Annotated in this window: 20 protein-coding genes; 9 read left to right on the top strand and 11 right to left on the bottom strand. The window is 70.7% G+C overall.

What is annotated here, in order from left to right:
• Positions 1-37: 37 nt before the first annotated feature.
• Positions 38-217, bottom strand: a complete 180-nt coding sequence (locus tag ACQP2X_RS00550; protein WP_203774155.1) for a hypothetical protein — start codon at positions 215-217, stop codon at positions 38-40.
• Between the two features lie 343 nt (positions 218-560).
• Between ACQP2X_RS00550 and ACQP2X_RS00555 the strand changes: the two genes are divergently transcribed.
• The 4 genes from ACQP2X_RS00555 (at position 561) to ACQP2X_RS00570 (ending at position 5,371) form a co-directional block, all read left to right on the top strand.
• Positions 561-1,859, top strand: a complete 1,299-nt coding sequence (locus ACQP2X_RS00555) for a hypothetical protein (RefSeq protein WP_498693613.1) — start codon at positions 561-563, stop codon at positions 1,857-1,859.
• A gap of 81 nt (positions 1,860-1,940) precedes the next feature.
• Positions 1,941-3,356, top strand: a complete 1,416-nt coding sequence (locus ACQP2X_RS00560) for a hypothetical protein (protein WP_498693615.1) — start codon at positions 1,941-1,943, stop codon at positions 3,354-3,356.
• 857 nt (positions 3,357-4,213) lie between these two features.
• A complete protein-coding gene (locus ACQP2X_RS00565; RefSeq protein ID WP_014440216.1) occupies positions 4,214-4,591 on the top strand; it encodes an ArsR/SmtB family transcription factor in 378 nt (125 codons plus the stop codon).
• Between the two features lie 105 nt (positions 4,592-4,696).
• Positions 4,697-5,371 (top strand): class II aldolase/adducin family protein, encoded by a 675-nt coding sequence (locus ACQP2X_RS00570; protein ID WP_498693616.1) that lies wholly within the window; start codon positions 4,697-4,699, stop codon positions 5,369-5,371.
• A gap of 209 nt (positions 5,372-5,580) precedes the next feature.
• Here the strand turns inward: ACQP2X_RS00570 and ACQP2X_RS00575 are convergent, their stop codons facing one another.
• From ACQP2X_RS00575 to ACQP2X_RS00595, 5 genes are all read right to left on the bottom strand, one after another.
• Positions 5,581-6,399 carry a DedA family protein gene (locus ACQP2X_RS00575; protein WP_498693617.1) on the bottom strand — a complete coding sequence of 273 codons (819 nt, stop codon included), beginning with the start codon at positions 6,397-6,399 and terminating at the stop codon, positions 5,581-5,583.
• Between the two features lie 110 nt (positions 6,400-6,509).
• Positions 6,510-8,999, bottom strand: coding sequence for a polynucleotide kinase-phosphatase (locus ACQP2X_RS00580; protein WP_498693619.1), 2,490 nt, complete (start codon positions 8,997-8,999; stop codon positions 6,510-6,512).
• Positions 8,996-10,363: a 3' terminal RNA ribose 2'-O-methyltransferase Hen1 gene (locus ACQP2X_RS00585; protein WP_498693620.1), complete on the bottom strand. Its 1,368-nt coding sequence runs from the start codon at positions 10,361-10,363 to the stop codon at positions 8,996-8,998. The genes ACQP2X_RS00580 and ACQP2X_RS00585 overlap by 4 nt, the downstream gene beginning before the upstream one ends.
• Before the next feature lie 50 nt (positions 10,364-10,413).
• Positions 10,414-10,593: a hypothetical protein gene (locus ACQP2X_RS00590; RefSeq protein ID WP_498693621.1), complete on the bottom strand. Its 180-nt coding sequence runs from the start codon at positions 10,591-10,593 to the stop codon at positions 10,414-10,416.
• A gap of 19 nt (positions 10,594-10,612) precedes the next feature.
• The gene (locus ACQP2X_RS00595) at positions 10,613-12,160 is read right to left on the bottom strand and encodes a hypothetical protein (RefSeq protein WP_498693622.1); all 1,548 of its coding nucleotides are present in this window, start codon (positions 12,158-12,160) and stop codon (positions 10,613-10,615) included.
• 159 nt (positions 12,161-12,319) lie between these two features.
• Here ACQP2X_RS00595 and fbaA point away from each other — a divergent pair, with 159 nt between their 5' ends.
• A complete protein-coding gene (fbaA, locus tag ACQP2X_RS00600) occupies positions 12,320-13,345 on the top strand; it encodes a class II fructose-bisphosphate aldolase (RefSeq protein ID WP_498693623.1) in 1,026 nt (341 codons plus the stop codon).
• A gap of 103 nt (positions 13,346-13,448) precedes the next feature.
• Entirely contained in the window at positions 13,449-13,970 is a 522-nt protein-coding gene (locus ACQP2X_RS00605; RefSeq protein WP_498693625.1) for a hypothetical protein, read from the top strand.
• Here ACQP2X_RS00605 and ACQP2X_RS00610 read toward each other — a convergent pair.
• A complete protein-coding gene (locus ACQP2X_RS00610) occupies positions 13,942-15,159 on the bottom strand; it encodes an LOG family protein (protein WP_498693626.1) in 1,218 nt (405 codons plus the stop codon). The genes ACQP2X_RS00605 and ACQP2X_RS00610 overlap by 29 nt on opposite strands.
• Before the next feature lie 18 nt (positions 15,160-15,177).
• On the opposite strand from ACQP2X_RS00610, the gene ACQP2X_RS00615 reads away from it, so the two are divergent.
• Positions 15,178-16,167, top strand: coding sequence for an ADP-ribosylglycohydrolase family protein (locus tag ACQP2X_RS00615; protein WP_498693627.1), 990 nt, complete (start codon positions 15,178-15,180; stop codon positions 16,165-16,167).
• A 43-nt stretch (positions 16,168-16,210) separates the two neighbouring features.
• The gene (locus tag ACQP2X_RS00620; protein ID WP_498693628.1) at positions 16,211-16,633 is read left to right on the top strand and encodes a DUF3151 domain-containing protein; all 423 of its coding nucleotides are present in this window, start codon (positions 16,211-16,213) and stop codon (positions 16,631-16,633) included.
• A gap of 37 nt (positions 16,634-16,670) precedes the next feature.
• Here the strand turns inward: ACQP2X_RS00620 and ACQP2X_RS00625 are convergent, their stop codons facing one another.
• The 3 genes from ACQP2X_RS00625 to ACQP2X_RS00635 are packed head-to-tail and all read right to left on the bottom strand — an operon-like array spanning position 16,671 to position 20,661.
• Entirely contained in the window at positions 16,671-18,338 is a 1,668-nt protein-coding gene (locus ACQP2X_RS00625) for a MinD/ParA family ATP-binding protein (RefSeq protein ID WP_498701348.1), read from the bottom strand.
• A gap of 59 nt (positions 18,339-18,397) precedes the next feature.
• Positions 18,398-19,369 (bottom strand): diacylglycerol kinase family protein, encoded by a 972-nt coding sequence (locus ACQP2X_RS00630; RefSeq protein ID WP_498693630.1) that lies wholly within the window; start codon positions 19,367-19,369, stop codon positions 18,398-18,400.
• Positions 19,369-20,661: an adenylosuccinate synthase gene (locus tag ACQP2X_RS00635; RefSeq protein ID WP_097326948.1), complete on the bottom strand. Its 1,293-nt coding sequence runs from the start codon at positions 20,659-20,661 to the stop codon at positions 19,369-19,371. The genes ACQP2X_RS00630 and ACQP2X_RS00635 overlap by 1 nt, the downstream gene beginning before the upstream one ends.
• A gap of 119 nt (positions 20,662-20,780) precedes the next feature.
• Here ACQP2X_RS00635 and purD point away from each other — a divergent pair, with 119 nt between their 5' ends.
• Positions 20,781-22,016, top strand: coding sequence for a phosphoribosylamine--glycine ligase (gene purD / locus ACQP2X_RS00640; protein WP_498693632.1), 1,236 nt, complete (start codon positions 20,781-20,783; stop codon positions 22,014-22,016).
• Here purD and ACQP2X_RS00645 read toward each other — a convergent pair.
• Complete coding sequence (locus tag ACQP2X_RS00645; RefSeq protein ID WP_498693634.1) at positions 22,013-22,465, bottom strand: SCP2 sterol-binding domain-containing protein; 453 nt, start codon at positions 22,463-22,465, stop codon at positions 22,013-22,015. The genes purD and ACQP2X_RS00645 overlap by 4 nt on opposite strands.
• Positions 22,466-22,592 lie beyond the last annotated feature (127 nt).

A 22,592-nucleotide genomic window follows, 5' to 3' on the forward strand; every position in this document is an offset into this window, starting at 1 on the left:
CCGGGGATCTCCCCGGGGCTTCTTTTCAGCCGGCTTTTTAGTCGGTGGCCGTCCGCTGCCGGTAGGCCTGGGTCATCAGGACGTCCGTGACCAGTTGCTCTCCGCCCTCGGCGGGCCAGATGCGGATGCCGTCGCGGTGGAGCTGATATCGCACGTCCTTGAAGCGGGTCCGAGTGTCGTCATGGTGAACGACGTCCAGGGTGTCGGCGTGGGGCATGGGACTCACCGGTCCTTAACAGGTCTGAGGCGGCCGCGGTGTGGTCACGCGGCCGGCGTAATGGGACAGGTGCCCTAGGACGGTCTGCCTCGGCCCTCATCTTTTGGGGCGGGCGACTCGTCCGGGCAGGGGGCGTCGCGGGAGGTCTCTGCTGCCACGTCGGCGCCACGGATGGAAGTGTAGGGGCCGGAATCGACCCGTGTCGCCCCCTGAACGAGCGACCTATTTACGGATATTTCGTCCATCGTCGCCCGATGCTGCCACAGGTTGGCGGCTTGCGCTCCACTGTCGCGAATATGGCGGCCGCCCGATACCGTGAGTGGATCAAGAATTTGGGGGCATTGTGACCGTTCCGAGCTACCCGGCACCCACACCAAGGCCGCGCCCGGTCATCGTGACGGTCGCGTCCTACCTGCTCTACCTGGTCGCGGCGATCCAGGTGATCAGCGCGTTCCTCACGTTCTCGGTGTCGGGCCGCATGTCCGACGCGGTCCGCGACGCCTACGCCGGCACCGAGTCCGAGGGCGCCGAAGGCGTCGTGACCGGCATCTTCGTCTTCGGCGGCATCGTCAACCTGCTGATCGGCATCGGCTTCGCCGCGCTGGCCTTCTTCAACAACAAGGGCAAGAACCCGTCCCGCATCGTCACGTGGGCGATCGGCGGCATCGCGATCTGCTGCCTCGGCTTCGGGCTGGGCGGGAACGCCCTGGTCAGCACGATGGAGTCGGCTGGCAACACCGGCTCCACGTGGCAGGACGACGACCTCGACCAGCGCCTCAACGACGCGCTGCCGTCCTGGTACACGCCGACGACCACGGCCCTGACGGTGATCGCCTTGCTGGCCGTCCTGGGCACGGTGATCTTGCTGGCGCTGCCGGCCTCCAACGACTTCTTCCGCAAGCAGCCGCCCGGGGGCTGGGATCCGTCGGTCGGATATCCGCCATATCCCGGTCAGCAGCCGGGCGGGCAATATCCGGTGTACGGGCAGCAGAACCCCTACCCGCCGTACCCGGGCCAGCCGACTCAGGGCTACCCGGCGCCGGGATATCCGCCTCAGGGCTACCCGGCGCCGCAGGGCCAGCCGGGGCAGCCGGCTCCGGGCCTCCCGCCTTACCCCGGGGCGGGCCCGTCGACGCCGCCGCCGGGTTCCGGTCCTTCTATGCCGCCGTCGGAGCCCTCCGCGCCACAGGGTGCCTTCGATCCGTACGCGCCGCCGTCGGAGCCCTCCGCGCCGCAGGGTGCCTCCGATCCGTACGCGCCGCCGTCGGGCCCGGGGTCTTCCGCGCCGCCCGCCGGATCTTCGGCTCCGCCGACGACCTCTGACGCCTCCGCGCCGCCGACGGCTTCTGACCCTTACGCGCCGCCGACGACTTCTGACCCTTACGCGCCGCCGACGACTTCTGACCCTTACGCGCCGCCGACGACCGCTGACCCTTACGCGCCGCCGCCGGCCTCTGATCCGTACGCCCCGCCTCCGGCGCCGCCGGCCGGGCCGGAATCGCCGGGTGGGAGCCAGCCGTCATGGGGTGCACCGCCGCCGCCGTGGGGTGCGCAGCCGAAGCCGTCAAGCCCGGAGGACGAGCAGCCGCCCACGGAGGGCACGCAGTCGCCCACTGACGGTACGCAGCCGCCGAAGCCTTGATGTCCCGCTGGACGGGTTCCGCACCGTTTGACGCTCCACGCGGGTAGGTTCGGGCCAACGGATCACCGCGGGGAGTCGTCGATGTCATACCCAGTCCAGCCGCCGCCGATCGCCATGGCGCCGCCGCCCTCGCCCTCGGGCCGGCCGCCCACGGTGACGGTGGCCGCTGTCCTGCTCTGGGTGATGGCCGTGATCGGCCTGATCTACGCGATCACCACCCTGGCCATCGTGCCGGGAACGATCGACCGCTTCCGCGACGTCACGGACAGCCCGCTGCAGTCCTTCACGGGCGACACCGACCTCGACTACTACGTGGCCGTGGTCTGGCTCGGCGCCGCCGTGGCCCTGGCCCTGGCCGTGATCATCTTCGCTCTGTACGTGGTGCTGGGCCTGGCCCTGCGCCGGGGCAGCAACGCCGCCCGGATAACCACGCTGGTGGCCTGCGTCCTGGGCATCCTGGCCGGCGCCGCGAGCGCGCTGACGGTGGCGGTGCAGGGAGGCGGCGAGGCGGTCCCGGGTTCACTGGGCACCCGTCTGACCGAGGCGTACCCCGGCGGCTGGGTAGGAACGAACGCCGCCCTCTCGGTCGCACAGATCCTCGGCTACGCGATCGTCGGAGTCCTGATCCTGACGGCTCCCCGGGCGTTCTTCCGCAAGCCGGCCGCCGCAGCCGTCCCGCCGGGCGCCTACCCACCCGCCTACGGAGCCCCTTACCCGGGACATCCGGCCCAGTACGGCCAGACCTACGACCCCGGTGCGTACGGTCCCGGTTCCCCTTACGCTTCAAACCCTTCCAGCCCGTACGCCGCGGCGCCCTACCCGCAGTACCCCGCAGCTCCCGCCCCCACAGACGGAAGCGGCCCGGACTCGCCATACGCCCGCCCGCCGGCCCCCACCACAGAGCCTTCGACCGTCGCACCCCCGACCGAGCCCACCGCCAGCGCACCAACCCAGCCCACACCACCCGCGACGCCCACCCAGCCGACAGCGTCCTTCACGCCCGCTCAGCATCCCGCGCCCGCCGCGCCCAGCGCTGCCACGCCCACGGCGTCCGACTTCACCGCGCCCGCTCAGCCGCCCGCGCCCGGCTCCGCCGCGCCCAGTCCTGCCCAGTCGATCGCTGCCGCCGAGCCTGGCTCCGCTGCGTCCACGGCCGCCCAGCCGGCCGTTCCCGCGATGCCTGGCTCCGCTGCGCCCAGCGCCGCCCAGCCGGCCGCTGCCGCAGGGACTGCCTCCCCCGTCTCCGCTGGCCCACCCTTCGCTCCGGCTGCGCCCGCTGTCTCGCCGGCCGCGAATGCGTCGGCGGCGCCGGGTGGGCCGGGGGGCGTTTCGGCGGTGCCGGGGGAAACTGGTTCCGGGGTGGCTGGTTCCGTCGTACCGAATCCTGCCGGGACCGTTCCTTCCGGACCTTCCGGTGAGGCGAGTGGGGCCGAGTCGGGGAAGCGCGCGACCCCTTCGTCGTCGGATGATGAGTACTGGTCACGTCCGTCGGAGTAGTTACTCGCCAGTTACCCCCCTCATTTTGAGGTGAGGCCCCTCATATTGATGGGTATGGGTCACCCGAACGGGTAACTTTCTCATCCGGCGATGTCCCCCAATCGGCTGTCCGGATAGCGCTTGACCAGCCGGTCGGAGGGTGTTTTTCGCTACATGGGTAAACGTCCGATCGCACGATTCACAGGAGCTTCTCAGCACCTCGTCCGGGTGATCTGCCGGCCGCGCCCGCTGTGACCCAGGACATAGGGGCTTTGAGCTGCGTCGATGTTCTCCGGATGGGGCGAAAGGGACTTGGCCAACAGTAAGGTTTGTTTATAGAGAGACCCAATGTTGTGCGTCAATAGTTCCCTTCGGCACTGCCGGGGCGAAAGGTTCCAGTTTCGTTCCAGCCAGTACGCTCGATACATGCAAGCACGCCACGACCTGCGTAAATTCATCACTGAATTGCCCGTCGCAGAGCGTGGTGCCGTGCTTTCATCGGGTCGTGAACTTCCGGCATCCGGCCGCCCGGTCCGGGAGATCGCACACGGTGTTGGGATGACGACGGCGAGGTGTGTGCGGACCTCGCTCAAATCGGATCAGTCACCGGAAATGGATCGACGAATTGACAATGTGGGGCGTCTCACTCCCGGGGCGGGGATCGAGACCTCGACACAGATGGGCAGCGACCTGACGGCGGCTGAGGCGTTGCAGGAGGCAGAGACCGAGTTCGGTGCCGGGGTAAAGGTTGATCGGGAGTTCGGGTTACCGGCCATCCTGGATCGACCGACCCGGCGATCGATGTCGGCCTTACGGCCTCGAAGTTAGGCGGTTCGTTCCTGCACCCATGCAGGAGAATCGATGCAGTTGGTGGAAGGATGGAGATCGTGGGAACTGCGTTGGCGGAAATGACAATGCCTCAGATCTCGCCGCTTGCCGGCGAGCCAATTGAACGTGCCGACGCCGAGCGGCTGGCCGGGGTGCTCAAGGCACTGGCCGACCCGGCCCGGCTTCGGCTGCTGAGCCTCATCCAGTCCGCGACGGACGGTGAGGCCTGCGTGTGCGACCTGACCGCTCCGCTCGGTCTGTCTCAGCCGACGGTGAGCCATCACCTTCGGATCCTCACGGAGGCCGGCCTGCTCGAGCGTGAGAAGCGGGGTGTGTGGGCGTACTACCGTCTCGTGCCGACCGCCATCGCGACGATCGCCGATCTTCTGACCCCGCCTCGCAAGCGGGCCACGAAGAAGGCGCGCTGACCGCTTTCGGGACTCGCCTGGCGTCACCGGCATCACGTGGGGCGTGACGCCAGGCCGAAGACCTTCTCCGCCTCAAGTCCACCCCCAGGACCCGAGGAGTAACGGGTGAACTACGTCCACGGCGATCTGCGCGATCAGCTCGCGTTCGTGGGTTTCGACGTCATCCAGGCCGGCCTGGTGGCCGGCTCCGGTGGCAACCTGTCCGCGCGCATCCCCGACGAGGACGCCATCTGGGTCACCGCCAGTGGCTCCTGGCTGGGCCGTCTCAGCCGGACCACCTTCGCCGCCGTTCGCGTGTCGGACGGCTCACCCGCGACGATCGGCAACATGCCGCCGCCGCAGTGCGAGCCGACCAGCGAGCTGGCGTTGCACCTCGCGTTGTACAGGGCCCGTCCCGACGTCAACGCCATCATCCATCTGCATCCGCAGACCGCTCTGCTGCTCGACGCTCTGGGCGAGCACATCCGGATCGTCACCACCGACCACGCCTACTACCTGAGGCGTGTCTCCACGGTGCCGTTCCGCATGCCCGGCACGATCGAGCTGGCCTCGTTGACGGCCGCCATGGCCGCCGACGGCACCGACTGCCTGGTCCTGAGCCAGCACGGCTGCGTGGTCCTCGGCGATTCGGTCGAGCTGGCCCACAAGCGGGCCCGCAACCTCGAGGAGGCCGCGCAGCTCACGTACCGGGCCCTGGCCGCCGGCCGCCTGGAAAACCTGCGCGACTGCCCCGAGGAGTTCCTGAACCGCCTCTCCGGATCCACCGCGCTCTCCGTCTGACCCGCCGACCCGTCCAGCGAGTCCCGTCCAGGAGCCCGCCGCCCTCCGGGCTCTCCGCCTCTCAGGCGCTCAGCGCCACCCGTTCCGCACGTCGAAGCCGCCTGGTTCCCTTCCAGGCGGCTTCGTTCTTCCGGTACGCCGATACGGCCACCCGGCAAACGAAAAGACGCCGCCCGAAGGGGCGGCGTCTTTTGTGGACTGTGTGCCGGTCAGTTCCGACGGTGCGACCGCGGCGGGTAGCGGTCGTCGTTGTCGTCCTCCTCGCGGGCGGCGTCGACCAGGCCGGCGATGCTCGCGGCGGCGACGACGCCGATGGCGGCCGACGGCTCGGGCTCGGCGGAGTCGGGGTTCTTCTTCTTGTGGCGGCGCTCGCGCAGGATCTCGATGAAGATCGGCAGCAGCGAGATGAGCACGATGACCGCGACGACCGGGAGGATGTAGCGGTCGATGTGGTCGCCGACGGCGTCGTAGATCTGCTGGGCCAGCGTGTGACCGATGATGATGATGCCGTCGGTCCAGAGGATGGCGCCGATCACGTTCCAGAGGAAGAACTTCCGGGCCGGCATGCCGAGCGTGCCCGCCACCGGGTTGAGGAACGTGCGCACGATCGGGATGAAGCGGGCCAGCACGACCGCCTTGGCCGGGCCGAACTTCTCGAAGTAGTACTCCGCCTTCTGGACGTACTCCTTCTTGAAGAGCTTGGAGTCCGGTTTGTCGAACATCCGCCGCCCGTACTTGGCGCCGAGCCAGTGGCCGAACTGGGCGCCCACGATGGCGCAGATCGGCGCACCGATCAGCAGGCCGGCGTAGGACAGCTGGGTGCCGTCACCGAACATCGAGTCGGCCACGGGCGAGGCGGCCACGCCGGCCAGGAAGAGAAGCGAGTCGCCGGGGAAGAAGAACCCGACCAGCAGGCCTGTCTCGGCGAACATGATCGCCCACACACCGTACAGACCAAGGGTGTGAATCAGGTCCGTCGGATCCGTCGGATTGAAGGCGAGCTGCTCGCTGAGCGCACGGATGTCCACGAGGAGCCAGGGTACCGGCACTCGCCCATGTGAAACCTGTCCACTTCCTGTGGAACGGCCGAACGACCGCCCCGCTCGCCCGAACGGCCAGGTGAGCAGGGCGGCGCCGGTCACAGCCGCGGGTCGACGGGCTCCGACTCCGAGGCCAGGATGGCGAAGACCAGCTCGTGGACGCGCCACAACGGCTCGCCCGCGGCCAGCCGGTCGAGGGCGGCCAGGCCCAGACCGTGCTCGCGCAGGGCCAGGTTGCGCTTGCGGCCCAGGTTGCGGCGGCGCAGGCGGGCGAGCTGCTCGGGCCGGGTGTACTCCGGGCCGTAGATGATCCGCAGATATTTACGGCCGCGGCACTTCACGCCGGGCTGGACGAGCCGGCCCTTCGCCTCGGTGGCGGTCGGACCGGTCCAGGGCTTCACCACCATCCCCTCACCGCCGGCGGCGGTCAGCGCCAGCCACCACTCGGTGGCCTCCGCCTCGGACGCCGGGTCGGCCAGGTCGACGATGACCCGCCGGGTCGGCGTGAACAGCTCCGGATCGGCCGCCACGAGCCGGTCGGCCAGGCTCAGGTGCCAGCCGTGGTCGCGGTCGGCGTACGAGACGCCGTCCCCGGCCAGCACCGCGAACGGGGCCAGCGTGACGCCGGTAAGGCCGTCGGTCGGCTTCACGTACGAGCGGTAGGCGGCCGAATATCCGTCGATCTCGGCCGACCGCAGCTCCAGCCGCTCGCGCAGCGCGGTCACGTCCAGCCCGCGAGCGGCCGTGCCGGCGATCACGTCGAGGGCGGCGGGCAGCGCGGCCCGGCCGGCGGCGCCGACCCCCGCGTACCGCTCCCGGATCAGGCCGCCCGCCTTGGCCGACCACGGCAGCAGCTCGGCGTCGAGCAGCAGCCACTCACGGCCGAGCTCGTCGAAGAGCCCGGCCGCGGCGGCCCGCACCCTGTCCAGCAGCGGCCCGTCCAGCTCGGGACCGAAGAACGGCCGTCCGGTGCGGGTCCAGATCGCGTCGCCCTGGCCGAGCCGGGACACGCGGACCACGGCCCGGGAGCCCATGTGCTTCTCCTCGCACACGACCTTCTCCACACCGGCGGCGCGCATGTCGGCGAGGGCGGTCGCCGGATGCTCCAGATATCCGTCGAGCTCCGACGTCGAGCACGGCGCCATGGTCGGCGGCAGCCAGACCAGTGTCGCCGGGTCGAGCGCGAACCGGCTCATCACCTCGAGCGCGGCGGCCGCGTTCTCGGCGGCGATGGTGGCCCGCCCGTAGCCGTAGTCGAGGTGACGCCGCCCGGTCACGTCGGTGATGTCGAGTCCCTCGTCCGGCCGGCCCGGTGCGACCAGCGGGCGTACGGGCGCGTAATGCTCCCGCTCGGCCGGCACCGCGACGAGCTCGCGTGACGGCCAGCGCAGCGCGGTCAGCGCACCGCCGAAGACGCAGCCGGTGTCGAGGCAGATGGTGTTGTTGATCCACTCCGGTTTCGGGGTCGGGGTGTGGCCGTAGACGACAGCGGCCGCACCGCGGTAGTCGCGGGCCCACGGGTAGCGCACCGGCAGCCCGTACTCGTCGGTCTCGCCGGTGGTCTCGCCGTAGAGCGCGAAGCTGCGCACCCGGCCCGACGCCCGGCCCTGGTAGGCCTCCTTGAGCCCGGCGTGCGCGACCACCAGCCGGCCGCCGTCGAGCACGTAGTGGCTGACCAGGCCCTCGATGAACGTCTTGGCCGCGGCGACGAACTCCTCGGGCTCGGCCGACAGCTGCTCGAGGGTCTCGGGCAGGCCGTGGGTGAGCTGGACCTTGCGGCCGTTGAGCTTGCGGGCCAGTTTCTGCTCGTGGTTGCCGGGCACGCACAGCGCCGCGCCGTCCGCCACCATGCCCATCACCAGACGCAGAACGCCCGGCGAGTCGGGGCCGCGGTCGACCAGGTCGCCCACGAAGACGGCGGTGCGGCCCTCGGGGTGCGCCGCGGTGACCGGGCGGCCCTCGGGGTCGCGGACGAGGGCGTAGCCCAGCCGCTCGAGCAGCGTCTCGAGCTCGGCCCGGCAGCCGTGCACGTCGCCGATGATGTCGAACGGCCCGGTGAGCTCGCGCTTGTCGTTGAACAGCTTCTCGTAGCGGATCGAGGTGGCGGCGATCTCCTCCGGACCGCGCAGCACGTGGACCTTGCGGAAGCCCTCACGGGCCAGCGAGCCGAGGCTGCGCCGCAGGTCGCGGTGCATCCGGCTGAGGACGCGGCGGTCGAAGGTGCGGTCGGGCCGGGCCTGCGTGCGCTCCCAGGCCAGCGCCTCGGGCACGTCGAGGACGATCGCCACCGGCAGCACGTCGTGCTCCTTGGCCACCCGGACCAGCTCGGCCCGGCCGTGGGGCTGGAGGTTGGTGGCGTCGACGACCGTGAGCCGCCCGGCCGCCAGCCGCTTGCCGGCGATGTAGTGCAGGGCGTCGAAGGCCTCGGCCGAGGCCGACTGGTCGTTCTCGTCGTCGGCGACCAGGCCGCGGAAGAAGTCGGACGACAGCACCTGGGTGGGGAGGAAGTTCGTCCGCGCGAACGTCGACTTGCCCGAGCCGGAGATGCCGACCAGCGCGACGAGCGCGAGCTCCGGGATGTCGATCATGCGGTCACCTCCACGGTGAAGAGAGCGAGCTGGGTGGGGGAGCCGGTCGTCTCGTCGAGCTCGCCGACTGTCCTGAATGTCACGTCGTATCCGTATGTCTGAGCGGTGCGGGTCGCCCACTCCTGGAACTCGGCCCGCGTCCACTCGAAGCGATGGTCCGAATGACGCATGCCGGTCAGGCCCTCGTAGTGGACGTTGTACTCGGCATTGGGCGTGGTCACGACGACGGCGCCCGGATGCGCGTGGCCGAAGACGCTCGCCTCCAGCGCCGGCAGCCGCGGCACGTCGAGATGCTCGATGACCTCCATCAGCACCGCCGCGTCGTAGCCGCGCAGCCGGTCGTCGCGATAGGTCAGCGCCGACTGCCACAGCTTGAGACGGCCGCGCTGCCGCTCGGGCAGGCGGTCGAGGCGCAGCTTGCGGGCGGCGATCTCCAGGGCCCGGGACGACACGTCGGTGCCGACGACCTCGGTGTAGCGCCGGTCCTTCATCAGGGCACCCAGCAGGGCTCCGCCGCCACAGCCCAGGTCGAGCACGCGCGTGGCGCCGACCTCGGTCAGGGCGGCCAGCACGGCGTCCCGTCGCTGCTCGGCGAGCGACCGGCGACGTACCACCGGAAGCTCGGCCTCCTCCTCGGCCGGCGGCTCCTCGGCCTCCTCGCCCTCCAGGGACTGGAGCGCGGTGGTGGTCAGGGCCCGCTTGTGCGCCAGGTAGCGGCGGGCGATCAGCACCTTGTCGGGATGGCCGGCCAGCCAGCCCTCACCCGAGCGCAGCAGCTTCTCGATCTCGTCGGGCGCGACCCAGTAGTGCTTCGCGTCGTCGAGGACGGGCAGCAGGACGTACAGGTGATTGAGGGCCGCGGAGAGCGTCAGCGAACCGCGCAGCCCGAGATCGACGTAGCGGCTGTCGCCGCCGATCTCCGGCTCGAACGGGATCGGCGTGGCCTCGACCTCCCAGCCCAGCGGCGCGAAGAGGCGCGTGGCCAGCTCGGCCGTGCCCCGCAGCACCGGCACGCGGATCTCCAGCGGGATCGGCGTGGCGGCCAGGTCGGGGCGGTCCTTGGAGGCGCCGCGCAGGGCCGAGCGGAAGACCTTGGAGAGGGCGCTGGCGAGCAGGCTGGAGGCCGCGTAGGGGCGGTCGTTGACGAACTGGCTCAGCTCGAAGGCGTCACGCTGGGCGCGCAGCCGCCGCGGATCGACGTCCAGCATCAGCGCGGCCGTGCACCGCTCGTCACTCACCTCGGGGTACATGACGTACGCCGTACCGGTCGGCACGTCGAACGTATGCACCTTGTCGGGGTGCTTGACCAGCAGATATCCGAGGTCGGAGGCCGGGCGGTGAGTGGTCGTGACGGTGAGCAGCACGCCCGTAATGATGAGCCGCCGAAACGATCAAGGGCGAACCATTAATCGATTCAGCGGTATTCGTCCTCCAGTCGTACGGACCGGCTCTGCTCCTGCGCGTCCCACTCCGGCGTCTCGTCGCCCAGCGCGGGCGCGGGGTCGTCGCTGTCGTCGTCGAGGAAGGCGTCGGTCGCCTGTTCCGCCGCGTCCGCCTCGGGAGCTTCAAGATCATTGCTTCCTGGGTACGTCATCACGCGCTTCCTTCCGCCGTCATCCGGGCCACCTTTCCCCCACAGCATGCGCGCAAACGGCCGGGCGCCGGCGCCGTACGGCCAGGAGCAGCCCCACCGCGACGAGCGCGGCCCCCGCGCCGGCCGTCCACGGCACCCCCGGCCCGGTGATCGGCAGGGCACAGCGGGCGTTCGGGGCGGTCACCGTGATGGGCGCGTGGTTGTCGTCCTTCCCGGCCCGCTCGGCCTGAAGCCGGGGCAGCATGTCGCCGACCTCGACCGCCCCGGCGGCGCCACAGGCCTCGTCGAGCTCGACCCCGAAGGTGAACAGCGCCTTCTGCCCGGGCGCCAGCCCGCGATCGTTGTAGCAGGTGAAGCTGTCCGCGTCGCCGGCCTGCAGACAGTTGTCGGCCACCTCGGTGAGCGTGACGTTGCCGGGCAGCCGGACGTGGGTGGGCACCGCGTTGTTCGGATAGAGGTCGGGGCGGAGCCGGCCCGGGCCGCGCCAGACCATGCCGACCGTCGTCGCCGCCACCTCGCCCACCGCCACGCTCGGGTGCGCGCCGAGGGCGCCGAGGTCGGGCTTCCGGTCGCCGGTGACTCTCAGCGTCACCACCGACGAGTCGTTCTCCGGGTCCACGTCCGACTGGGGCTCCGACTGGACGGAGGCGGCCTCTTCGAGAGCCAGCGGCGCGCCGGAACCGTACGTGCCGACGACAAATGCCGGTAAGGACTCGGCGATGTCGTCCCACTCGGTGGGGGTGACCCATTGGAGGGCGGTCTGTGCCTCGCTGCCCACCGCCGAGCCCGCGGGCGGGCGCATCGTGATCGGGGCGGAGAGCCGATATCCGGCACCCGGCTCCAGAGATCTGCCGAACCGGCAGATGACCGTGAACTCGCCGTAGAGACAGTTGCGGTACGACGTCCGCGCGAGCAGCCGGGAGTCGGCGCCCATGACCATGACGGCGCCCTCGACGGCGGTGGCGCCGGGGTTGCGGACCATCGGGGTCACCGTCGCCGAGCCGCCGGGCCGGGCGCTGACATCCTCGTTGCGGCCGGCCGCGAGATCGACGGCCTGCCCGACGCGGACGACGGCCTGGGTCGTCCGGGCCGGGCCGTCGTCGACGCGGGCGGTCAGTTCGAGTTCCGCGCTGTCGCCGGTCTTCGCCCGGGCCGTGGGCTTGGCGATCAGGTAACCGATGGCGTTGATCTCCTCGTCGGAGACGAAGATGTCGTCCCACTCGCACGTGACGACCGAGGCCTCGCGGCGGCACGGTCCGTCGGCCGGCATGCTCTGAAACCCATCGGCGTCGGGGATCGACGAGCCGGCGATGACCTCGAGATCGAGTTCCGCGAACGTCGCCGCCTTGGCCTGGTCGACCGACAGCGTCACGTGATGCCACTTCTCGTCGGTCACGCCGTTCATGCTCATCCACAGAATGGCCGACTTCGTGGATCCGCCCGGGGCCAGAGTGGTCCGTGTGAGGTGGATGTCGGCGGTGGGCCCGGACGGTGCCGCCGCGGCCGGCGTGACGGGGAGCGCGGCCAGCAGCAGCGCGGCCGCCGCCCGGCCGATGATCATTGGCATGGTCGAAGACTAAATGGGCGTATTGCGGGGATGTGCCGGAATCTCTGGAGAGTTACGGGGTCATTTCTGATCGGGCGAGCGGCTACGGAATACTGCCTGTTGGAGGACAGCGCGGTCCTGCCCTCTGTCTCCCGAACGCAAAGAGCAAGGAGCGCACCGATGCCCATCGCTTCTCCCGAGGTCTACGCCGAGATGCTGGACCGGGCCAAGGCGGGCGCGTTCGCGTACCCGGCGATCAACGTGACGTCCTCGCAGACCCTCAACGCGGCCCTCCAGGGCTTCGCCGAGGCGGGCAGCGACGGCATCATCCAGATCTCCACCGGTGGCGCCGAGTACGTGTCGGGTCCGACGGTCAAGAACATGATCACCGGTGCCGTGGCGCTGGCCGAGTTCGCGACCGAGGTGGCCAAGAACTACCCGATCAACATCGCGCTGCACACCGACCACTGCCCCAAGGACAAGCTCGACAAGTACGTGCGCCCGCTGCTGGCCATCAGCAAGGAGCGCGTCGCCAACGGGCAGGCCCCGCTCTTCCAGTCGCACATGTGGGACGGCTCGGCCGTGCCGGTCGACGAGAACCTCCAGATCGCCGAGGAGCTCCTCAAGGACGCCGCGGCCGCGCACATCATCCTCGAGATCGAGGTCGGCGTGGTCGGTGGCGAGGAGGACGGCGTCTCGGCCGCGATCGACGACAAGCTCTACTCGACCGTCGAGGACGGCCTGGCCACCGCGGCCGCCCTGGGCCTGGGCGAGAAGGGCCGCTACATGACGGCCCTGACCTTCGGCAACGTGCACGGCGTCTACAAGCCGGGCAACGTCAAGCTGCGCCCCGAGATCCTCAAGGAGATCCAGGAGGCGGTCGGCGCCAAGTACGGCAAGGAGAAGCCGTTCGACCTGGTCTTCCACGGCGGCTCGGGCTCGCTGCTCTCGGAGATCCACGGCGCCCTGGACTACGGCGTGGTCAAGATGAACATCGACACCGACACGCAGTACGCGTTCACGCGCCCCGTGGTCGACCACATGTTCACGAACTACGACGGCGTTCTGAAGATCGACGGCGAGGTCGGCAACAAGAAGGCGTACGACCCGCGCGCCTGGGGCAAGCTGGCCGAGAACGGTCTGGCCAAGCGCGTCGTCGAGGCGTGCGAGCACCTGCGCTCGGTGGGCACCACTCTCTCGAAGTAATCGAAAGATGACAGCCGGTCCCCCTTGAGGGGCCGGCTGTTTTCTCTTTCTGGCAGGTTACTGAGAGGTATGTATACGATCGTCGTCCCCCGGGAGGTGGATCATGATCGTGCTTGGGATCCAGGGCTATGAGCCCACATGGCACCATGACGCCGAGGCGCTGGCGGCAGTTCACCGGACCAGGTTTGTGCGGCTCATCGGCAAGAAACTGCGATCAAGCTGGCTGATGTGGGACATCGCCGAACGTGGCTGGTTCGCGGACGGCCCGGTGATCCTCGACTTTGGAGTGACGAGAGTCGAGATAACCCATCGTAAATTCGATGAGTGCGCGATCACCTGGGATCAGATCGACCTGACCAACCCGATCGACTGGTACGAGCACTTCGACTGGCGCCCCGACCCGCACGCGGCCCTGCGTGCGGCCCGCGGCCAGCGTCTGCGCTCGGTCAACATCATCGAGCTGGTGACGACCGCCGAGTGGCGGCCCCGGGTGCTGCACGCCGTCGAGTTCCTGTTCGAGGAGGCGCGCCTCGCCGTCTACAACGCGATGGACGAGAACGGCCTCACCGACGTACCGGAAAAAGATCTCCCGGTGACTAACTGGCGGCGTGTGCACGTGGCGTGAGCGCCTTCATCGCCACGTCCAGCGAGTCGGTCACCACGACCAGATGCGACTGGTCGCCGTGCGGGCTCTTCGCCAGCAGCGGGCGCAGCAGCGCCTCGACCGGCAGCTCGCGCCAGTGGTCGACGCCGAGGAAGACGAACGCGCCCGACGGCCCGTCGGTCTGATAGAAGGTCTTCGTGGCCGCCTGGAAGATCTCCTGGACGGTGCCGGCCCATCCGGGCGCGAAGACGATGCCGCCGCGCGAGAGCCGCAGGATCGAGTCCTCGCGGACGGCGTTCGAGAAGTACTTGCCGATCTGACCGGCGAACAGGTTGGCCGGCTCATGACCGTACAACCAGGTGGGCAGGGCCAGGCCACCGTGCCGCAGCCGCCCGACCACGTCGGCCACCGCCTTCGGCGGTGCCGGGAACCGCTTGCGGACGGCGAGAGCGGCCGCCGTGTACGGATCGTGGTCGGCGAAGTGCGGCGCGTCCGACAGCACGTCGATCGCCTGCATGAGCTGGGGCGCGGGACGAGCCGCGAAGTACGCGCCGAGGTTGGCCGCCTCCATCACGCCCGGCCCGCCACCGGTCACCACCAGCCGGCCCAGCGACGCGAGCCGCCAGGCCAGCGTCGCCGCCATCCGGTAGGCCTGCGATCCGCGGGGCGCCGCGTGGCCGCCCATGATCCCGACCGCGCCCTCGATGCCGCGGCCGTGCACCCAGGCGGCGAGCGCCTTGCCGAGCGCGTTGTCGATGCCGGCGTCGTGCAGCCGCTGCGCGATCGCCTCCCGGATGTCCGGTGAGGCGCCGCCGTGGGCGACGAAATGGTCGTACACCTGCGTGTCGTACATGCCCGCGAAGCCACCCTCGGCGAAGCCGAACGAAAGGTCCTCGGGCGTGTAGAGGTTGGCCGGATGGGTCGGGTAGGGCCGCGCGTCGAACGGCGGCACCAGGTGGGCGCCGCGCCGGATCAGATCGATCTCGACGTCGTCGCCGGCCAGCCGGCAGCCGATGAAGAGCGCGCCGTGCACGTCGATCTCGCTCAGGTCGGGCGGGTTCAGATCGAGCCGCAGCCCGAGAATCACGAGCCCGGCCAGGGACTTCTTGGCGAGATGGACGTCGAGCTCGGCCCGCGACTCGATCTCGTTGACCGTGGCGTCGAAGGGAGCGTCGCCGCCGAAGACGGGCTGAAGGGGATCGCCGACCATGCCCGTAGGGTAGCCACCGTGCGAAACGCAGCGGGATCGCTCTTCGGCCTGGCGTACGGCGACGCGCTGGGCAAACCGACCGAGTTCCAGGACTACGCCACGATCGTGGCGGCCTACGGGCCCGGCGGCCCGCGCGAGCTGACCGGCGATCCGGCCCTGGTCACCGACGACACCCAGATGGGGCTCGCGGTCGGCGAGGCGATCCTCGCGGCGCCGGCCTTCACCGCGGCGGCGCTCGAACCGGAACTGCGGCGGGCGTTCCTGGACTGGGCGGTCAGCCCCGACAACAACCGCGCGCCCGGCATGACCTGCCTGCGGGCCTGCGATGCGCTGAGGGAGGGTGGACCGTGGCAGCGGGCGACCCAGACCGGGTCGAAGGGCTGCGGGGCCAACATGCGGGTCACGCCGGTGGGCCTGGTGCCCGGCCTGACCGACGATCAGCGGGCGGGCGCGGCTCAGCTGCAGGCCGGGCTCACGCATGGCCATCCCACCGGTCTGGCCGCGAGCGAACTGACGGCGTACGCGGTGAGGTGGCTGGCCGACGGCATGGCGCCCACCGACCTGCTCGGGGCGCTGCGTGAGCGGTGCGACAGCCAGCGTGGGGTCTACCGCGAGGAGTGGCTCGGTGACCTCTGGCAGCAGCCCGGTGTCGTCTCGCCCGAGGACTTCATCGCGCGCGGCTGGGACGAGACGGCGACGGCGCTCGACCGGGTCGCGGTCGCACTGGCCGCGGGCGACTTCGCGGGTGACCCCTGTCTGGCCACGGGCGAGGGGTGGATCGCCGAGGAGGCGCTGGGGACGGCCCTCTACTGCTACCTGATCTCGCCCGAGGAGCCGGTGGCCGTGCTCGGGCGGGGCGCGGCGTCGTCCGGCGACTCCGACTCCATCGCCTGCCTGGCCGGGGCGTTCGCCGGAGCCGCGCTCGGCATCGACGCATGGCCCACGGGCTGGAAGGACCAGATCGAGTACGCCTCGCGGCTCAACCGGCTCGCCGACGCCTGGGACTGAGCCCGGAAGGAATGAGGACGGGTCGGACCGGTTGAATAAGGGCATGCAGAACCTCCTTCCCGAGCCGCCGGCGACCCTGCTGCCGGCCGACGCCGAAGCCGACAAGGCCCTGGCCGAGGCCGCCGAGCGTGGCACCGCCGACGCGTACAAGGCCGTGGCCGCCGCCCACCCCGCCTACAGCGGCGGCTGGGCCGCCCTGGCCGCCGACGCGCTGGCCGCCGGTGAGCCCGTCACCGCGTACGCCTATGCCCGCACCGGATATCACCGCGGCCTCGACGCGCTGCGCCGCAACGGCTGGAAGGGCCACGGCCCGGTTCCGTGGTCGCACGCGCCCAACCAGGGCTTCCTGCGCTGCCTGCACAGCCTGTCCATCGCCGCCGCCGAGATCGGCGAGGCCGACGAGGCCGCCCGCTGCGCCCAGTTCCTGCGCGACAGCGACCCGGCCGCGGCCGACGCCCTGTCCTGAGACCCGGTTCTGACCGGTCGTCCGTGATGGCGGCCGGTCAGAGGCCCTCGGCCACCGCGGCGGCGATCTTCAGCCAGGCGTCGCGGGTGTTGCCGGAGAGCTGGCCGTAGCGGAGCGGCTCGCCCGAGTCGATCAGCTTCTCGTACGGGGCCAGCAGCACCGCCCGGGTGCGGGCGGCGAAGTGGCGCTGGATCGCCGGCAGGTCGATGTCCTTGCGGGTGGGCGGCATCGACACGACGCTGATGGCCTGGCGGACCAGGCGCTGACGGCCGCTCTGCTCCAGGTGGTCGAGCATGCGGGCGGCGGTCTCGGCCGAGTCGTTACGGGCCGACATGGTGATCACCAGCTGGTCGGTGGCGTCCATGGCGGCCTGCCAGTTCTGGGCCCGGACGTTGTTACCGGTGTCCACAAAGATCAGTTTGTAGAACCGGCTCACGATCTCACGGATCTCGGCGAAGGCGTCGGCCGTGAGCATCTCGCCCGCCGTGGCCGACTCGTCCGAGGCGAGCACGTCGAACATGCCCTCGCCCTGGGCGCGGACGTACTGCGACAGGTCGCCCACGCGACCGTGCGCGCCGCGGAACAGATGCAGGTCGCGCATCATGTCGCGGACGGTACGGGCGTGGAAGTCCTGCTGGGCCCGCATGCCCAGGGTGCCCTGGGTCTCGTTGTTGTCCCAGGCCAGCACGTAGCCGCCGCGTTTCTGGCCGAAGGTCATGGCGAGCAGCAGCACGGCGACCGTCTTGCCGGCGCCGCCCTTGGGGTTGACCACGGTGACCTGGCGCAGCCCGCCGAAGTTGCGGCGGACCATCTCGACGTCCTGCTTGCGCTCGACCTCGCGCCGGCCCGGTGAGAGCTTGGCCAGCCCGCCGGTGATGTTGTTGACCGCGCCGCGCACGCCCACCTTGGCGATCGGGTCGGGCGGCTTGGCCAGCCGGCGCCGGGCGAACTCCTCGGCGGTCGGCGTGCCGTCCGAGACCCACGGAAGGTCCTGGAACGGATCGGTGGGCGGCTGGCTCGGCGCCTGCGGGTGTGCCGGCGGCGGCACCTGCGGATGGGCCTGGTACATCTGCGGATGCGGCGGCTGCGGGAACGCTCGCGGATCGACGCTCGGCGGATAGGGACCGGGAGGGTGCGGCGGTGGCGTCGCATGCGCCCGAGGATCGGGTGCCTGCGGGCCCTGGGCCGGAGCGGCGGCACCCCGCTGGGCGGGCGGCGGGGGCACGGACGCCGAGCCCATGGCGGGCGGCGCGGGCGCCGGCTCCGGGGAAGCAGTCGGCGGCGTGGGCCTCTGCGGCGGCTGCGACCAGGGCGAATCCGGTGAAGTGTGCACACCGGACTCTTCCTCGTCGAGCGCGCCGCTGCCAGAAACGGGAGCCGAGGGTGGCGGCGGAGAAGGGGGTGCTGGGGACTGCGGCGGCTGGGGTGCGGGCACACCGTTCGTCCGCTGCACCGGGACCGGTGGCTGGCCGTGCTGGGGGGCCGCCGCGGCGTACGGCGGCGAGACCGGAATGGCGGGCGGCGGGGGCACCGGCACCCGATCGCCGGGGCGGTAGACGCCGGCGGGCGGCACGGGCACGGGCGGCGGGGTGTCGTGCGGGACCGGGCGGCCGTGGACCGGGGCCTCCAGCTCCTCCGGCTCCCACAGCGGCTCCACGTCCCTGTCCGGGGGTGCGTAGACGCGGTCAGCGCCTTCGTCCTCCACCGATGCCACGGATGCCACCCTCCCCGGTTCGTCCTGCGTTTTCAGACTCGCACAGACGGTCAGCCCGCGTACACCGCCCAGGCCCCGGCCTCCGTCCACCAGGAACGCTTGCGGTTCATCGATCCCGCCACGCCGTCGTCGAGGAACTGGAGCTCGCCGTCGCGGGGCAGCACCGAGACCGCCCGGCCGCGGGCCCGGCGGACCTCGATGCGGATCTTCGTGCCCTTGAAACGCTTCTTGACGACCATCGGGACGGCCACCGCCACCTCGACCGTGCCGTCCTCGGCGTTGCCCTCGGCCAGCAGCCGCAGGCCGTCGAACTCGGCGTAGCCCGCGCCGTTGCCGATCGCGCAGGCCAGGATGGGGTCGTCACCGCCGGAGAGGACCGCGTCGTCGACCTCGATGCGGCCGCGCCACGGCAGCGCCCGGCCGTCGTCGTCGACGCCACCGACCAGAGCACCGTCCACCGTGACCGATCCGCCGTCGTTGCGCAGCAGGTCGAGGCGGCGGGTCCGGCCGGTCAGGACCGCCTCGGCCACCGCCGACGGCACCCGGGGCAGGCCGAGCTGCGCCGCCAGGTCGGTGGTGTTGGCCACGTCGAGCGGCAGGATCGCGATCGGCGGAAGGTCCGGCACCGTGCGGTCGGCGGCCAGGTCGGCCGGCCGCTTGCTCGGCGGTGGCGCGTACCGGCGTACCAACCGGCGGACGACGGCCCGCAACTGGCCGTCCGTGGCCGAAGCCACCACCAGCCGGACCTTGGACTCGGCGGCGGGCCAGGTCAGGCCGTCGGCCCGGGTGGGGCCGTCGAGACGCGCGATCACCTCGTCGATCTCGGCGTCGGAGTGGGCCGTGACCATCTCGACCAGGGCGCCGCCGGCCTTCAGGGCGTCGGCGCACTCACGCACCGGCACGCGCGGGGTGTCGCAGGCTTCCTTCTCGAGCACGCCGCAGCCGCCGCACTCGGAACCGCACGCGCCGGCGCCCGCGGCGGGTGCGCCCTCGGCGAGGCTGAGCAGAATGACGTCGTACATCAGGCCTCGCTCAGCACCGAGTGACGCTCGATGACCTCTTCGCGGCCCGGGCCGACGCCGACCACCGAGATGCGGGCGCGGACGCGCTCCTCGACGAACTCGACGAAGCGCTGCGCGTCCTTGGGCAGGTCGGCGAAGGTGCGGCAGCCGGAGATGTCCTGCTTCCAGCCGGGCAGCGTCTCGTAGATCGGGACCGCGTGGTGGAAGTCGGACTGGCTGATCGGCATCTCGTCGTGGCGGACGCCGTTGACCTCGTACGCCACACAGACCGGAATCTCGTCCAGGTCGTCGTAGTTGTCCAACTTGGTCAGCACGAAGTCGGTGACCCCGTTGATCCGCTGCGCGTAGCGGGCCATCACCAGGTCGAGCCAGCCGATGCGGCGCGGGCGGCCGGTGGTCGTGCCGTACTCGTGGCCGACCTCGCGCAGGTGGTCACCGAACTTGTCGTGCAGCTCGGTCGGGAACGGGCCCTCGCCGACGCGCGAGGTGAACGCCTTGAGCACGGCCACCACGCGGTCGATGCGGGTGGGCGGGATGCCGGAACCGGTGCAGGCACCTCCGGCGGTCGCGTTCGAGCTGGTCACGAACGGATAGGTGCCGTGGTCGACGTCGAGCAGGGTGGCCTGGCCGGCCTCGCAGAGCACGACCTTGCCCTCGTCGAGCGCCTCCGAGAGCTCGAGGGCGGTGTCACCGACGTACGGCCGGAGACGGTCGACGTAGGACAGCAGCTCCTTGACCACGTCGTCCGGCTTGACCGCCTGACGGTTGTAGATCTTGCTGAGCACCTGGTTCTTGAAGGAGAGCGCGGCCTCGACCTTCTGTCGCAGGATCGACTCGTCGAACAGGTCCTGCACGCGGACGCCGACGCGGTTCATCTTGTCGGCGTAGGTCGGGCCGATGCCGCGGCCGGTCGTGCCGATGCGGCGCGAGCCGAGGAAACGCTCGGCGACCTTGTCCATCGAGCGGTTGTACGACGGGATGACGTGCGCGTTCGCGCTGATGCGCAGCCGCGACGTGTCGACGCCGCGCGCCTCGAGCCCGTCGATCTCCTGGAAGAGGACGGCCAGGTCGACCACGACGCCGTTGCCGATCACCGGGATCACGCCCGGGGTCAGGATGCCGCTGGGCAGCAGGTGGAGGGCGTATTTCTCACCCTCGATCACCACGGTGTGGCCGGCGTTGTTGCCGCCGTTGAACTTCACCACGTAGTCGAGCCGGTCGCCCAGCAGGTCAGTGGCCTTGCCCTTGCCCTCGTCGCCCCATTGGGCTCCGACCAACACGATCACCGGCACTTGCGTGACGCCTTCCGTAGAACAGGTCGTACCTGGCAGAGGTCCGGGTACTGCCGAAGTTTACGCGACAGCCCCGCTGTGCGACGTGGGGAAGGAGACCGCCGGTAGGATCGGCGCCCGTGCGCGTACTTCTGATCGGCTCCGGCGGCCGCGAACATGCCCTCGCCCTCGGCCTCGCCGCCGACCCGTCCGTCGACTTCCTGGCCGCGGCCCCCGGCAACCCGGGCATCGCCCAGGTCGCCGAGCTGCACGACGTCAAGGCGACCGATCCGGCCGCGGTGGCCGCCCTCGCGGTCGAGCTGGCCGCCGATCTCGTCGTGGTCGGTCCCGAGGCGCCGCTGGTGGCCGGCGTGGCCGACGCGGTCCGCGCCAAGGGCATCGCCTGTTTCGGCCCGAGCGCGGCCGCCGCGCGGCTGGAGGGCTCGAAGGCCTTCGCCAAGGACGTCATGGCCGCGGCCGGTGTTCCCACCGCGGGGTCGTACGCCTGCACGACCGCCGCCGAGGTGGCACACGCGCTCGACGAGTTCGGCGCCCCGTACGTCGTGAAGAACGACGGTCTCGCCGCCGGCAAGGGCGTCGTGGTGACCGAGGACCGCGAGGTCGCCGAGCGGCACGCCGCCGACTGCGGCACGGTCGTGATCGAGCAGTACCTGTCCGGCCCCGAGGTCTCACTCTTCGTGGTCACCGACGGCACCGCCGCCGTGCCGCTGATGCCGGCACAGGACTTCAAGCGGCTGGCCGACGGCGACGAGGGACCCAACACCGGTGGCATGGGCGCGTACGCCCCGCTGGACTGGGCGCCGGACGATCTGGTGGACCGGGTGCTGCGCGAGACGGTCGAGCCGACGCTGGCCGAGATGCGCCGCCGGGGCACGCCGTTCGCCGGTCTGCTCTACGTCGGACTCGCGCTCACTCCCGACGGACCCAAGGTGATCGAGTTCAACGCGCGGTTCGGCGACCCGGAGACCCAGGTCGTGCTGGCCCTGCTCGAGACGCCGCTGGGTGGCCTGCTCAACGCGGCCGCGACCGGCACGCTGGCCGAGCTGCCGCCGCTGCGCTGGCGCGAGGGCGCCGCGATCACGGTCGTGGTGGCCAGCAAGAACTATCCGGCCACGCCGCGCACGGGCGACGTCATCGAGGGCGCCGAGGTGCCCGGGGTGATCCACGCCGGCACGGCCCGCCGCGAGGACGGCGCGCTGATCTCGGCCGGGGGCCGGGTGCTGAGCGTGACCGCCGTCGGCGGCGACCTCGCCTCGGCTCGCGACGCGGCGTACGCCCTGGTCGATGGCGTGCGCCTGGACGGCGCCCAGTACCGGACCGATATCGCCCTGGGCGCCGTCGAGAAGCGTATTTAAGCCTTCGGGATGTCGAAGAGCTTGGCCACGTTGGCGGCCAGGCCCAGGTCGCCCTTGGCCTTCACCTTGCCGGTCATGAAGAGCATCATCGGGTTGCCGTCACCCGAGACGACCTTGAGGAACGTGACGGCGTCCATGGTCATCGTCAGCTTGGGGTCGCGGACCGGCTGGTTGGTGACCGTGCAGGCGCCGTTCTCGATTACGGTCTCGTAGGTGTCGCTCGCGCCGCCGGCGCCGCCCGTGATGACCCAGTGGATCACGGCCGAGGTGCTGCCGGCCTTCTCCGGGCGGAACAGCGTGGGCATCCGGTTGAAGACCTCGTCGAGGATCTTGGTGCGGTTCTCGCCCGCCATGACCTCAGCAATTTTCGAGTCCGGCGTCGACTTGACGAGCTGAGCGAACTCCTTCGGGCCGATCGAGGCGAGCGACTCAGGGTTGAAATCAGTCATCGGTGGACCTTTCGGGATGAGCGGACTACCTACTCGTCAGTAACACTAGCGACCTTGCCGCTTCTCCGTGCAGTGTGCCACTCCCAAAGAACCATTGGACAGTCGGCGTGCCGTTCCCTAAACTCCC

Origin of the sequence: Actinoplanes sp. CA-131856 (assembly GCF_050956135.1) — a bacterium.
Lineage (GTDB): Bacteria > Actinomycetota > Actinomycetes > Mycobacteriales > Micromonosporaceae > Actinoplanes.